Source organism: Ancylobacter sp. (assembly GCF_965229075.1).
GTDB lineage: Bacteria > Pseudomonadota > Alphaproteobacteria > Rhizobiales > Xanthobacteraceae > Ancylobacter.
Window position 1 is genome coordinate 517,774 of the sequence record NZ_CBDDIO010000001.1, and the last position, 12,726, is coordinate 530,499.

General features: G+C 65.2%; 12 protein-coding genes. 6 read left to right on the plus strand and 6 right to left on the minus strand.

All coding sequences use genetic code 11. From position 1 onward, the window contains the following. Positions 1–59: 59 nt before the first annotated feature. Together lptG and lptF are read right to left on the minus strand one after the other, a co-directional pair. Positions 60–1,145 carry an LPS export ABC transporter permease LptG gene (gene lptG, locus ACO07Z_RS02680; RefSeq protein WP_244377278.1) on the minus strand — a complete coding sequence of 362 codons (1,086 nt, stop codon included), beginning with the start codon at positions 1,143–1,145 and terminating at the stop codon, positions 60–62. A 48-nt stretch (positions 1,146–1,193) separates the two neighbouring features. After that, positions 1,194–2,354: an LPS export ABC transporter permease LptF gene (lptF, locus tag ACO07Z_RS02685; RefSeq protein WP_421697282.1), complete on the minus strand. Its 1,161-nt coding sequence runs from the start codon at positions 2,352–2,354 to the stop codon at positions 1,194–1,196. A 200-nt stretch (positions 2,355–2,554) separates the two neighbouring features. Here lptF and ACO07Z_RS02690 point away from each other — a divergent pair, with 200 nt between their 5' ends. From ACO07Z_RS02690 to ACO07Z_RS02700, 3 genes are all read left to right on the plus strand, one after another. Beyond that, positions 2,555–4,063, plus strand: a complete 1,509-nt coding sequence (locus ACO07Z_RS02690) for a leucyl aminopeptidase (RefSeq protein WP_421697283.1) — start codon at positions 2,555–2,557, stop codon at positions 4,061–4,063. 43 nt (positions 4,064–4,106) lie between these two features. Further along, positions 4,107–4,553, plus strand: coding sequence for a DNA polymerase III subunit chi (locus ACO07Z_RS02695; RefSeq protein WP_421697284.1), 447 nt, complete (start codon positions 4,107–4,109; stop codon positions 4,551–4,553). Between the two features lie 311 nt (positions 4,554–4,864). Beyond that, entirely contained in the window at positions 4,865–6,202 is a 1,338-nt protein-coding gene (locus ACO07Z_RS02700) for a porin (protein ID WP_421697285.1), read from the plus strand. A 218-nt stretch (positions 6,203–6,420) separates the two neighbouring features. Here ACO07Z_RS02700 and ACO07Z_RS02705 read toward each other — a convergent pair whose 3' ends face one another. The 4 genes from ACO07Z_RS02705 to ACO07Z_RS02720 all read right to left on the minus strand — a co-directional run bounded on the left by ACO07Z_RS02705 (position 6,421) and on the right by ACO07Z_RS02720 (position 10,075). Further along, on the minus strand, positions 6,421–8,292 hold the full coding sequence (locus tag ACO07Z_RS02705; protein ID WP_421697286.1) for an ATP-binding cassette domain-containing protein: 1,872 nt from the start codon (positions 8,290–8,292) through the stop codon (positions 6,421–6,423). 54 nt (positions 8,293–8,346) lie between these two features. Beyond that, a complete protein-coding gene (locus ACO07Z_RS02710; RefSeq protein WP_421697287.1) occupies positions 8,347–8,901 on the minus strand; it encodes a DinB family protein in 555 nt (184 codons plus the stop codon). 494 nt (positions 8,902–9,395) lie between these two features. Then, positions 9,396–9,614: a hypothetical protein gene (locus ACO07Z_RS02715; protein ID WP_307020147.1), complete on the minus strand. Its 219-nt coding sequence runs from the start codon at positions 9,612–9,614 to the stop codon at positions 9,396–9,398. A 254-nt stretch (positions 9,615–9,868) separates the two neighbouring features. Next, entirely contained in the window at positions 9,869–10,075 is a 207-nt protein-coding gene (locus ACO07Z_RS02720; RefSeq protein WP_421697288.1) for a hypothetical protein, read from the minus strand. Positions 10,076–10,298: 223 nt separating this feature from the next. Here ACO07Z_RS02720 and ndk point away from each other — a divergent pair, with 223 nt between their 5' ends. From ndk to ACO07Z_RS02735, 3 genes are all read left to right on the plus strand, one after another. Next, entirely contained in the window at positions 10,299–10,721 is a 423-nt protein-coding gene (ndk, locus tag ACO07Z_RS02725; RefSeq protein WP_371345655.1) for a nucleoside-diphosphate kinase, read from the plus strand. Between the two features lie 376 nt (positions 10,722–11,097). Beyond that, positions 11,098–11,802: a TerC family protein gene (locus ACO07Z_RS02730; protein WP_421697289.1), complete on the plus strand. Its 705-nt coding sequence runs from the start codon at positions 11,098–11,100 to the stop codon at positions 11,800–11,802. A gap of 161 nt (positions 11,803–11,963) precedes the next feature. Further along, on the plus strand, positions 11,964–12,707 hold the full coding sequence (locus ACO07Z_RS02735; RefSeq protein WP_421697871.1) for a TerC family protein: 744 nt from the start codon (positions 11,964–11,966) through the stop codon (positions 12,705–12,707). Positions 12,708–12,726: the final 19 nt, after the last annotated feature.

The following is a 12,726-nucleotide window of genomic DNA, read 5'->3' on the forward strand; positions in this document are numbered from 1 at the left end:
GCGACGTTTCAGTCGCGGGATCGCCGAATCTGCCTGGCCGGCTAGTGCAGTGCCGACCTTCATCCGTCCTCCCGGTGAAGCAGGATGAGAATACCCATCAATGCCCCTACGACCGCTGGAAACCACGCTGCGATAATGGGATGCACAATCCCGGCCTCACCGAGATCCTCGGCGAGCTTGGTGAAAACATAAAGCAGAAAGCCGGCGGCGACGCCACCGAGAATCGTCTGGCCGATGCCGCCGAACCGGAACACGCGCAGGCTTACCGAAGCCGCAATGAGCACCATCGCCAGCAACAGCGCGGGTCTGGCGAGGAGGCTTTGATACTGCAGCCGGTAGCGTTCAGCCCCAAATCCCACCCGTGTCGCCGCGTCGATGGCGGCCGGGAGATCCCAGAACGGGACGGTCTCGCTTTGCAGCGATTCCTGAACCTGGTTCGGGGTGAGATTGGTGGCCAGCATGTAGACGTCGTACTCCTGCAAACCTATTGCCGGAGTTAATACGTGCGCATTTTCCAGCCGCCAGGCGCCGGGATCAAGGATAGCGCGCCGGGCTTCGATGCGCTCCAGGAGCTTGTCCTTGTCGTCAAACAGGAACACGTTGACGCTGGTCAGTTCGCGCCCGCCATCGCTGGTCGCGGCCGCCTGGATGATAGCCTGCCCGTCGACGCTCTGCTGGCGCAGCCAGAAGCCGCTGCGACCGGCGGAGAAGAGACCGGTCTGGCGGTTGAAAATCTCCGCCTCCAAACGGCTCGCGCGCTCCTTGAAGACGGCGGACATCGGATTGTAGACGGTTGTGGAAAACGTGCCGAGCGCCACCGCGATCAGTGCCGCCGGGGCGATGAACTGCCAGGCCGAAATGCCGGCCGCGCGCGCGACGACGAGTTCCAGCCGACGTGACAATGTGAGGAACGTGCCTATCGCACCGAACAGTACGGCGAAGGGCAGCAACTGCTCAGTGAAGAACGGCATGCGGTAGAACACCAGCAGCAGCAGCGTGCCGAAGTCGACATCGCGCTCGCCCACGCGGCGGGAGAGTTCGAGCAGGTCGATGAGCATGATCAGGCTGGCGCAGCCGAGGAAGATGCCCATCACCGCCGAGATGAACCGGCGCCCGAAATAGAATCCCAGCGTGGGGCCGATCATGCCGCCGCTCCGGTGCGGGTAGTGGTATTTCGGTGACGCATCGGCGGCTCAGTTCACGGTAGCGCGTGCGACACGCTGGGCAAGACGGTCGATCCGGATGCGAATCGCTTCCGGCATCCGCGGCTTGAAACGCCCGCTCAGCGAGGCCATCGCTCCGAGGATGAACAGGATTGGCACGAGGTAGACGACCGGAATCAGGGCCGGCTCGCTGCGAACCTGGTTGATCAATCCGAAGCTCGTCACCTGCAGGAAGATGATGAAGGGCGCGGTGCCCGCCAGTGCGAGGCCGCGTCCCTCGCGCGTCGTGCGCGGTTCTGCAAGGGCGGCGCAGGCAATGGCGAAGAAGGCCAGCACGTAAAATGGCAGCGAGAGCCTGCGGTGCAATTCCTCGGTGAAGCGGCCCGTGCCTTCGAGCCGCACGACGATGTCCTTGGGGTCCGGGTTCCAGAGGTCGGCGAACGGTCTCTCCGGTGCCCGATAGACCGTGGTCTCGCCGCTCGTGGTGAACGGCGAGAGATCGAAGGCATAGCGCTGGAATTCGACGACATTGCTGTCGGGCTTTCCGGGCGTGCGCCGGTGGATCGCGCCATCTTCGAGTACGAGGAACGTGCCTTCGGCCGAGTCGATCACCTGTCCGCGTTCGGCGAGATAGGTGTTCACCTGCTTGGGATCGCGCGCGTCATTGATGAAGATGCCGCCCAGCACGCCATTGGCGTTGCGCTCGCGCACATGGAACACCATGCCTTGGGACAGTGTGGTGAAGCGGCCGGGCTGGGCGATGAAGGCGACCACATCGGCGCGCACGCGGGTGATCTCATAGCGGAACTGGCGCATTGCCGCCGGAACGAGTTCCATCGACAGCGCCGCGCACCCCGCCGCCACAAGCAGCGCCAGAATCACCAGCGGACGTAGGAATCGCCAGGTCGAGATGCCGGCCGCGCTCGCCACTACGATTTCGGAATCGCTGTTCATGCGGAAGAGCGTCTGCGCGACCGCCATGAACAGCGCCGCTGGCGCTAGGCCGAGGATAAGAGCGGGGAGGGCGAGGGCCGTGATGAGGATGAAGGCGAGGATTGTCTGGCCCTGCGTCGTCATGATGTCGAGTTCACGCAGGGCCTGCGTCACCCAGATCATGGCGGTCAGCACGAGCAGCGTCCCGAGAAACGCGGTCACGGCCGATCGGAACACATAGCGGTCCAGGCGGTTCATCCAGCGGCTATCCTGATCCCTGTCGACGATTGCCCGCTGCCCCGGCGTGGCCATGCTTGTGCACGATGCATAATTGCCTAGGCCTTCCGGCGCAAATCGGGCGGAGCCACGTCCCCCGCACGGCCCGTTTGAGGCTCGTGCCCTGTCGCTCATTCGGCTAAAGAGAAACGAACCGAGCCGCGACAACTCAAGGTGCCCCGATGCCCGACCATGTGAAGATCAGTTTTGCCAAGCTCCCGGCCCGCCTGGAAGGGCTTGTCGTCGTTCTCGCCGCCGAGCCCGTGGAAGGGGACGCGCCCGCCTTCGCCGGGTCGGTCGAGGCGCTGCTCGCTCCCGCTGCGGCTCAACTGACGAGCGCGATGCAGGCGGAGCGCTTCACCGGCAAGTCCGGCAAGGGGATTGATCTTCTGGCGCCGGCTGGTCTCGACGCTTCACGCCTCCTCGTCATGGGCGTTGGCAAGGCCGCCGACCTCAAGGCGTTCGATTGGCTGAAGCTGGGCGGAGCCATCATGGGCCGCCTGCCGGCAGGGGCGAAGGATGTGAGCGTCATCCTCGCGCTGCCGGGTGGCGAAGTGCCGGGCGATGCGGCGGCCGAACTGGCGCTTGGCCTGCGCCTGCGCGCCTACGCCTTCGACCGCTATAAGACGAAGAAGAAGCCGGACGAGGCGACCGCGAAGCCGAAAGTGACTCTCTATATAACGGACGATTCCGCCGCGAAGCGCGCGTGGAAGAAGCGCGAGGGCATCGGCGAGGGTGTGGTGATCGCCCGCGATCTGGTGAACGAGCCTGCCAATGTGCTTACCCCGACCGAATTCGCCAAGCGCGCGGGCGACCTCGCCAAGGTGGGCGTGGATGTCGAGGTACTGGGCGAGAAGGATCTGAAGAAGCTCGGTATGGGCGCGCTGCTCGGCGTTGGCCAGGGCTCTGGCGAGGAGAGCCGCGTCGTCGTGATGCGGTGGAACGGCGGCAAGGCGGACGAGGCGCCGGTGGCCTTCGTCGGCAAGGGCGTGGTGTTCGACACCGGCGGCATTTCCATCAAGCAGGCCGCTGGCATGGAGGACATGAAGGGCGACATGGCGGGTGCCGCCTGCGTCGTCGGCCTGATGCATGCGCTGGCCAGCCGCAAGGCCAAGGCCAATGTGGTCGGCCTCATCGGCCTCGTCGAGAACATGCCCGACGGCAAGGCGCAGCGGCCGGGCGACATCGTCACCTCCATGTCGGGCCAGACCATCGAAATCATCAACACCGATGCCGAAGGCCGGCTCGTGCTCGGCGACGTGCTCTGGTACGCGAAGGAGCGGTTCAAGCCGCAATTCATGGTTGACCTTGCCACGCTCACCGGCGCCATCATCGTCGCGCTTGGCACCGAGCATGCGGGTCTGTTCTCGAACAACGACACGCTGGCCGAGCGACTCACGGATTCGGGGCTGACGACGGGCGAGAAAGTGTGGCGCCTGCCGCTTTCCGCCGAGTACGACAAGCTGATCGATTCGAAGTTCGCCGACATGAAGAACACGGGCGGGCGCTTTGGCGGCTCGATCACCGCTGCTCAGTTCATCCAGCGCTTTGTCGGCGACGTGCCGTGGGCGCATCTGGACATCGCCGGCACCGCCATGTCCTCGCCCGCCACCGAGTTCAACCGCAGCTGGGGCTCGGGCTGGGGCGTGCGCCTGCTCGATGATCTCGTGGCCCGTCACTACGAATCGTGATCCGCACTGAGAAAGCGCGGCCGGATCAACGGGGGAGGGGACATTGAGCGACGTGTTCTTCTATCACCTGCAGAACCGGCCGCTCGACGCCGCCTTGCCCCAGCTTCTGGAGAAATGCCTGGAGCGGGGCTGGCGCTGCGCGGTGCAGGCGACCTCCACCGAGCGTATCGAGGCGCTGGACGCGCTGCTGTGGACCTATGACGACGCGTCCTTCCTGCCGCATGGCACCGATCGCCAGGGCGAGCCAGCCCGACAGCCCATCCTGCTCACCACGGACGAATCGAATCTCAACGGCGCCGTGGTGCGCTTTCTCATTGATGGCGCAGTGATTCCCGACACGGGCGGCTATCAGCGGGTGATCCATCTCTTTGACGGCAACGATTCCGACGCCGTCGAACCTGTCCGCCAGGCGTGGCGCGCGGCGAAGGCCGAAGGTCACGACGTGACCTACTGGCAGCAGGACGAGAGCGGGCGTTGGCAGCGCCGCTGATTGCGGCTCACGGGGTGGCGCCCCTCGCCACATTCTGTAGCGTCCACCGGCGAACAGTTCGGGCGCGTGCCCGTTAACCTCTGATTTACCAAGGCTTTTGACGGGGTTTCCGGCGGTCTCGCGGCCGGCTCGTGCGGCGTGAGAATTGTGTCTCGACAGCAACACATCGTGGCGGAATGGGCGCTGAGGGCCCTTTGGTACCACTTTGGCTTTGCACCGCCCGGTGGTTTCGAACAGTATCGCTGTGGGTGCCGCGCCGTGCGGCGGGTCCTGACAATCGAAAACCCAACATTGGTCCAATTTGGGGGAGAATGAAATTGAAGACGGTCATTAAGAATGTGCTGCTCGGCTCGGTTGCCGGGCTTGCGATGGTCGGGACTGCTGCGGCGGCCGATCTGCCTGTGAAGGCGAAGGCTGCGGAATATGTGAAGATCTGCTCCACCTACGGCGCGGGCTTCTACTACATCCCCGGTACCGACACCTGCCTGAAGGTCGGTGGCTACGTGACGGCCGACACCTACTACACCAAGGTTGAGCGCACCGTTAGCTTCGTTGATGCTAGTGGTGACGGGGTCGTTTTTGGTCGCTATAAGGGCGATCCGGACGGTCAGTTCGACTTCTACAGCCGCGCCGCTGTTCAGCTCGACGCCCGCACCCAGACCGAGTACGGCACGCTGCGTTCCTACATCGAAGCTCGCTTCGAGCAGGGCCAGAACTACGGCTACGGTCAGACCGACGACGGCACGACCTCGGCGGTCTTCTCGGACACCACGCGTAACCGCGCTGTCCTGAAGTACGGCTACATCCAGTTCGCGGGCTTCACCTTCGGTCAGGCCACCTCGGCCTTCGACTTCTGGGCCGGCGACGGTTGGTACGGCATCCGTCCGGGTAACTTCTACTCGGATCAGTCGCTCAACGTGATCCAGTACACGGCTGACTTCGGCAACGGCTTCTCGGCGACCATCGCCCTCGAAGACGGTCAGGCTCGCGAAGACGACTACGGCTTCGGCGACTTCACGCCGTTCGGTGGTTCGTTCACGACCCAGGGCCAGCAGGTTCCGGATATCGTCGCGAACATCGCGTATGAAGGCACCTGGGGCGCGTTCAAGGTCTCCGGCGCCTATCACAATATCGGCGACACGTATTTCACGGGCGCCCCCGTCTACGAAGAAATCTACGATGGCTTCGTGAATGGTGACGACTCCGGCTGGGCCGTTCTCGCTGGTGTGCGCTTCGACTTCGCTGAGACCACCACCCTGTACGTCGAAGGCGCGTATGCCAAGGGCGCTCCGGGCTATCTCGGCCTCGCTGGTGCTCTTCCGGTTGTCGACTACTACGGTGACGGCGTCGCCGGCTGGTACGTCGGTGGTTCGCTGACCCACTACTGGACCCCCGCGGTCTTCACCACCCTGGTGGGCAGCTACACCGCGTCTGACAACTATGCTATCGATCCGTTCACCAACATCGACTTCACCGGCTACAACGTCGGCGTGAACATCGGTTGGAAGCCGGTCAAGGGTCTCACCCTGGTCCTGCAGTACGACTACCTGTCGGCCGAGTACAGCGGCGGTTCGGCCGTGTACGCGACCACTGCCACCGACACCACCGAGCAGAACCGCGTCACCTTCTCGGCGAAGCGTTCTTTCTGATCCCTTCCAGGATCGGTTCTACGGAAAGCCCCGGCCTTGTGCCGGGGCTTTTTGCTTTTGGTGCTTCGGGCCGAGGTGGCTCACAGACAGAGCGACTGCCGGCAATGCTCTGCGAGCATGCGGCACCGCGCCGTGCGCGACGCCCGGCCTCAACCCATAGCCCTGTAAATAAAAGCAGACTTCAGCCCGACATCCGCCTCTGTGCGGCGGACTCCGGACTAGGAGGCCATAGCCTCGTCAAGCGCGGCCGAGGCGTCGAGCCAGTCTTCTTCTGCCTTCGCCAGCGTTTCCGCCGCCGCGCTGCGCTCACGCGCCAGACGCTGCGCCTCCAGTGGCGCGCGCGTATACAGCGTGTCGTCGGCGAGCTTGGCGTCGAGCATGCTGAGGCTGCGTTCCAGCTTCACGATCGCAGCTTCGAGATCCTTGATCCGCTTGCGCAGCGGCGCCGTCTCGGTACGCCGATCCGCCGCCTGACGCCGCTCCTCGGCGCGGCTGCCTGCCGCTTCCTTGCGCGACGCGGAGGCGGTGCGGCCGACGACGAGCCGCTGATATTCATCGAGATCGCCGTCATAGGGGCGCACCGTCCCCTCCGCCACCAGCCACAAACGCTCGGCGGAGGCGTCGAGGAGGGTGCGGTCGTGGCTGATGAGGATGACGGCGCCGGGAAAATCGTTGATCGCCTCGATCAGCGCCTGCCGCGCCGCGATGTCGAGATGGTTGGTCGGCTCGTCCAAAATCAGCAGATGCGGGCCGTGAAAGGCGGCGAGGCCGAGCAGCAGCCGCGCCTTCTCGCCGCCCGACAGCGCCGCGATGATCGTATTGGCCGTCGCGCCGGAAAAGCCCATTTCCGCCGCGCGCGAGCGCACCTTCGCCTCCGGCGCCTCCGGCATCAGCCGGCGCACATGGTCGTAAACCGTCTCATTGGCGACCAACTCGTCGAGCTGGTGCTGGGCGAGATAGGCGATGTCGAGCCCGGCCGCGCGCACGATGCTGCCGCCCAGCGGGGCCAGCCGGCCGGAAATCAGCTTGGCGAACGTGGACTTGCCGTTTCCGTTCGGCCCGAGCAGGGCGATGCGGTCGTCATGGTCGATGCGCAGGGTGAGATTGCGCAGTATCGGCTTGCCCGGCGCATAGCCGGCCGAAACGCCGTCCAGGGTCAGGATCGGCGGCGAGGGGATGCGCTCGGGATGGCGGATTGATATCGCCGCCGCCTGTTCGCTCGCGGCTTCCGCGATCGGCGCCATGCGGGCCAGCGCCTTCAGCCGCGATTGCGCCTGCTTGGCCTTGGTCGCCTTGGCGCGGAAGCGCTCGACAAAGGCTTCCATATGCTTGCGCTTGGCTTCCTGCTTCGCCCGCGCCTTCTGGTCGACCACCTGCTTCTCGGCACGCTGGCGCTCGAAGGAATCATACCCGCCGCGCCAAAGGGTTAGCTTGCCCTGGTCGAGATGCAGGATGAAGCCGACCGACTGGTTGAGCAGTTCGCGGTCATGGCTGACGATCAGCACGGTGCGGGGATAGCGGGACAGGAAGTCCTGCAGCCACAGCGTGCCTTCCAGGTCGAGGTAGTTGGTCGGCTCGTCCAGCAGCAGCAGGTCCGGCTCGGCGAAGAGCAGGGCGGCCAGCGCCACTCGCATGCGCCAGCCGCCGGAAAACTCCGAACAGGCGCGCTGCTGGGCGGCATCGTCGAAGCCGAGGCCGGCGAGAATGCGCGCGGCGCGCGCCGGGGCGGCATGAGCGTCGATGTCGACGAGGCGCAACTCGATCTCGGCGATCCGGGTGGGGTCGCTGGTATTCTCGCGCTCCGTCAACAGCTTGGCGCGTTCCGTGTCCGCCGCTAGCACCACGTCGATCAGCTTCTCCGGCCCGGCCGGCGCTTCCTGCGCCACCTGGCCGATGCGCGCAGCGGCGGGGATGCGGATATCTCCGCTTTCCAGCTCCAATTCGCCTGTAATGGCGCGGAAAAGCGTGGTTTTGCCGGTGCCGTTGCGGCCGACGAGGCCGATCCGCGCGCCTTCCGGCAGCGCCACCGAGGCGTGGTCGATCAGGAGCCGGCCGGCGATGCGGAGCGAGATATCGTCGAGAATGATCATGCCCGTCTTGTGCCGCGCCGGCGGTCTGTCGGCAAGAGTGCCGGCGCGCGGCGTCTAGCCTTGGCGGGAGAAGCCGCTCGCGCGCTGGAAGGCGATGAGGTCGAGCGAGGGCGCGGCCTCATTGCCGAGCAAGCCACTGATAAGACAGTGAATCTGGCCGCGGTGATGGGTCTGGTGATTGAACACATGGTCGAGAATCGTCGCCAGAACCTGGGTGAAGCGGGTGCCGTTGACGGTGACATAGCTGTGCTCGGCAGACAGTGTCGCCGCATCGAGACCTTCGACATAGGCGGCGATGCGGGCATCTTCAGCCGTCCGGGCCGGCGCCAATTCCGCGAGCGTTTCGAACAGGATAGCGTCGAGACCCGCTGGCTCCATGCCGGACCCGGTGAGCCGGCGCATCCATAGCCGGTCAGCGACCAGCAGGTGGTTGAGGGTGCCGTGCACGGAACCGAAAAAGGCGCCGCGAGCGGCCCGGTACTGCGCGTCGCTGAGCTGGGCGGCGGCCGCCAGAAGCCGTTGATTGGCCCATGCATTATAGGCGGCGAAGGTGCGGTAGCGGCGGGTGACGAGCTGTTGCAACGTCTCGGGCAGCGGCTGGGTCGACATGCGGAAACTCCGGGTCAAGGCCGGCGCATGGCGCGCCGAACCGGGCCGGCAGTCTGCAACAGCTTGGCGGGGCTGACTAATTCGGAAAGATGATGGCTGGCATCAGCACCCGCGACGCCCGGCAGCGGGAGGGGGAAACGCCCCGGCCGCGCGCAGCGTGGCCAGGGCGTTCCAGCCTTCAGCCTCCGCCGGGTCGGCGGGAACGGCGGTTGCCATCGGCTGTTTCCGTCTCCGGAATGCACCCATCCTGCATGGGGCGGCGCAACGCAGGCTGAACGCGCCGTTGGCTGTTGTTCATCCGGCCGCCGGAACGGCGGACAAAAAAGTGCCCCGGCTCCTTGGGGGAGAAGCCGGGGCTGATGGGCTCGCGTTGGGGCTTGGGGGAGTGGGGATGCCGCGAGCCTAACCTGTCAAACCAGTGGATGATGAGTGCGGTGAGGTGGAGTGTGTGTCCGACGAGACCGACGAACACCGCCTCGCATCACCGCCGCACGTCAGTAGCAGACGGGCCGCTCGACCTCGACCATGCGGCCGGCATCGGTGACCCAGCGCGACTGCATCACGCAATCGCCGGCGACCTGCTCGACGGGAATCTCGACCGTGGCGACGGGAAGCTGGCGCTTGAAGTAGCCGGTCGCGTCGGCCGCGCCGACGAAGAGCGCGGTGAAACCCATGACGGCGGCAACAGCACTGATGGCAATGGCCTTGTACATCTCGTCACCTCATCCACCTGCCGGTGGGGAGGCCACCGGGCTTCATTGCGTCCTTAACGCGCTCATCACTTCGACACGAAACTCCAGGCGCAGTATTCCCTGTGCCACGCCGCGTCGGATGACTGCGGCGGCAGCGGTAGGACACGTTACGGGTCCGTTCATTCGTATGCGTCTCGTTTCGTCCGTTAACGCCTACTTAACGTGCGTACTCCCGGAAGAGTTCCAAGAGGTAATCATGAAGTCGTGAACGGCGATTATTCCGCGAATACGCAGCGCGGCGCCTTCACCCAGCGCGGGGCACCGTCGGTGAACACGGCGCGGCGTTCGAGATAGCAGGTCTTGTAGCCCGCCGGCTCCCGCGCCGGGTCGGTCGTCGCGTCGGCAACGGGAAGAAAAGGCACGGCGAGAAAACCCACGAGCACGGCCACCATCCCCGCGATGGCCAGAACACATTTCTTCATCGGTAGCATCCCTGCGCTGCGGCACTCCGGCCGCTCTGTTGCCTAAACAGATGAGCGCCGCGGGGTTCCGCTGCAAGCGGGTTATTTCGTGTACGAACGATTCGGCCGGGGGTGTTGCCAAGGCGTGTCGAAAACGCCGCCCGGCCTTCTCTTGTCCGCGGACGGAGGCGCCGCTATAAGCCGCTGCGAACCTTTCGCCCCCACATTTCCAGGGATACAGACCATGGCGCTCGAGCGCACTTTTTCCATCATCAAGCCCGACGCCACCCGTCGCAATCTCACCGGCGCCGTCAACGCGCTGATCGAGAAGGCGGGCCTGCGCATCGTCGCGCAGAAGCGCATCCTGCTCACCCGCGCCCAGGCCGAGACGTTCTACGGCGTCCACAAGGAGCGCCCCTTCTTCGGCGAGCTCGTGGACTTCATGATCTCCGAGCCGATCGTCGTGCAGGTGCTGGAAGGCGAGAACGCCGTCGCCAAGTACCGTGAAGTGATGGGCGCCACCAACCCGGCCAACGCGGCCGAGGGCACCATCCGCAAGGAATTCGCCCTGTCCGTCGGCGAGAACTCGGCCCATGGCTCCGACAGCCTGGAGAACGCGCAGATCGAAATCGCGCAGTTCTTCTCCGGCAACGAAATCGTCGGCTGATCGCATGATCCGCCGCCCGTAAGGGTGGCAAGGCGTTGAAATCGCACCCCGTCCGGACCACCGGACGGGGTGTTTCTTTTTGCGAAGCAGCGTAGACTAAGCTCTCGCAACATCATTTGCTGAGAAAAATGCGGTATTCGGGCTTGGCCACCGCATGGATTATTATGTATGTTCCCCAAATGGGCGCTGCGGGGGTCCGGCCATGGAGAAGTGGCCCGCAGCGGGGATGCCGTTAATGGCGCGCCAAGAGCGCCCGGGAGTGGGCCCGCCGGAGCCACCTCCTCTTGCCTCACCTCAAATCATGGCGCGCCAACGCCGACACAACTGACTTGGAGTCCCGTCCGCATCCGGACGGGAAGGTGAGGGAATGACCGCAATGAGCTACCTTGAGCCGCTATTCTGGCTGGCACTTCTCAAAATCATCTGGATCAACGTCCTGCTTTCGGGCGACAACGCCGTGGTCATCGCCATGGCCTGCCGCTCGCTGCCCGACAACATGCGCCGCACCGGCATGATCCTGGGCGCCGGCGTCGCCGTCGGCATGCGCATCGTGTTCACCGCCATCATCGCCGTGCTGCTCGGCCTGCCCTGGCTGCGCATCGTCGGCTCGCTGGCGCTCATGTACATCGCCGTTGATCTCGTGCTGCCGGAAGAGGGCGAAGAAGGCGGCGTCGCCGCGCATGACAATCTGTGGCGCGCCGTCGGCACCATCGCCGTCGCCGATCTGGTGATGAGCCTCGACAATGTCGTCGCCATCGCCGCCGTGGCGGATGGCAACTGGACGCTCATCATCATCGGTCTCGTCATCTCCATCCCGATGATCATCGCCGGCGCGGCGCTGATCATGGGCCTGCTGGCCCGCTTCCCCTTCCTGGTGTGGGCCGGCGCGGCGCTGCTGGGCTGGGTGGCCGGCGAGATGTTCGTCTCCGACGTGAAGGTGCTGGACTATTTCGGCGAGGCCGTCGTCCACCACTATGAATATGCCGCCGCCGCCGCTGGCGCGGTGATCGTGCTGGCCACCGGCTGGGCGATCTCCCGCTTCAAGGGCGGGGCTCATGCGGCGGGCCCGCACGGCTCGTGATCTGACGGGGCTTCCCTCCCCCTCGGCGCCCGCGACTCGACATGAGCGCGGGCGTCGGGCGTTTCAGGGGCGATTTCTGGCGTAAATTATAATGTATGCCAGAAATGGGGCGGGTGTTCTGCCGTCATCTTGAACAAGACCTGACGACCAGAGAGGACATGATGGATTTCTCAAGCCCGATCTTCTGGGTGGCCTTGCTCCAGATCATCTGGATCGACCTGCTGCTCTCCGGCGACAACGCGGTGGTCATCGCGCTCGCCTGCCGTTCGCTGCCGGAGAAGCAGCGCAAATGGGGCATCCTGCTCGGCGCCGGTGCGGCGGTGGGCCTGCGCATCATCTTCGCCCTCGTGGTGTCGTATATGCTGGGCGTGCCGTTCCTGAAGGTGGTGGGCGGCCTGCTGCTGTTCTGGATCGCCATCAAGCTGGTGCTCGACGAGGGCGGCGAGGGGCACCATGTGGAGGGCGCCGACAGCCTGTGGAAGGCCGTGCGCACCATCGCCATCGCCGACGCGGTGATGAGCCTCGACAATGTGGTGGCGATCGCCGCCGCCGCGCGCGGCCATGCCGAACTGTTCATCTTCGGCCTGCTGCTCACCATCCCGCTGATCATCTTCGGCTCGCAGCTGATCCTGAAGCTGATCTCGCGCTTCCCGATCCTGATCTGGTTCGGCGCCGCGCTGCTCGGCTGGATCGCCGGCGAGATGCTGGTGGGCGACAAGGTGGTGCTGGAGGCGATGCAGGGCTGGGCGCCGTGGCTCGTCGAGGTGATCGCCGATCCCGAGGACCCGGTCGGCCTGAAGGCCTCGCCGCTGCCGCATTATCTCGCGGCTGTGGTCGGCGCGCTGTTCGTCATCAGCTTCGGCTGGATCGTGAAGAACCGCCGCCGCGAGGCGACCGCCCACTGAGCCTGATCGCAGCAGCGAT

Bases quoted from the DNA above. Each gene is read 5' to 3' on its own strand.
- lptG (WP_244377278.1), bottom strand. From the start codon at position 1,145: ATGATCGGCCCCACGCTGGGATTCTATTTCGGGCGCCGGTTCATCTCG.
- lptF (WP_421697282.1), bottom strand. From the start codon at position 2,354: ATGAACCGCCTGGACCGCTATGTGTTCCGATCGGCCGTGACCGCGTTT.
- ACO07Z_RS02690 (WP_421697283.1), top strand. From the start codon at position 2,555: ATGCCCGACCATGTGAAGATCAGTTTTGCCAAGCTCCCGGCCCGCCTG.
- ACO07Z_RS02700 (WP_421697285.1), top strand. From the start codon at position 4,865: ATGAAATTGAAGACGGTCATTAAGAATGTGCTGCTCGGCTCGGTTGCC.
- ACO07Z_RS02705 (WP_421697286.1), bottom strand. From the start codon at position 8,292: ATGATCATTCTCGACGATATCTCGCTCCGCATCGCCGGCCGGCTCCTG.
- ACO07Z_RS02710 (WP_421697287.1), bottom strand. From the start codon at position 8,901: ATGTCGACCCAGCCGCTGCCCGAGACGTTGCAACAGCTCGTCACCCGC.
- ACO07Z_RS02715 (WP_307020147.1), bottom strand. From the start codon at position 9,614: ATGTACAAGGCCATTGCCATCAGTGCTGTTGCCGCCGTCATGGGTTTC.
- ACO07Z_RS02720 (WP_421697288.1), bottom strand. From the start codon at position 10,075: ATGAAGAAATGTGTTCTGGCCATCGCGGGGATGGTGGCCGTGCTCGTG.
- ndk (WP_371345655.1), top strand. From the start codon at position 10,299: ATGGCGCTCGAGCGCACTTTTTCCATCATCAAGCCCGACGCCACCCGT.
- ACO07Z_RS02730 (WP_421697289.1), top strand. From the start codon at position 11,098: ATGAGCTACCTTGAGCCGCTATTCTGGCTGGCACTTCTCAAAATCATC.
- ACO07Z_RS02735 (WP_421697871.1), top strand. From the start codon at position 11,964: ATGGATTTCTCAAGCCCGATCTTCTGGGTGGCCTTGCTCCAGATCATC.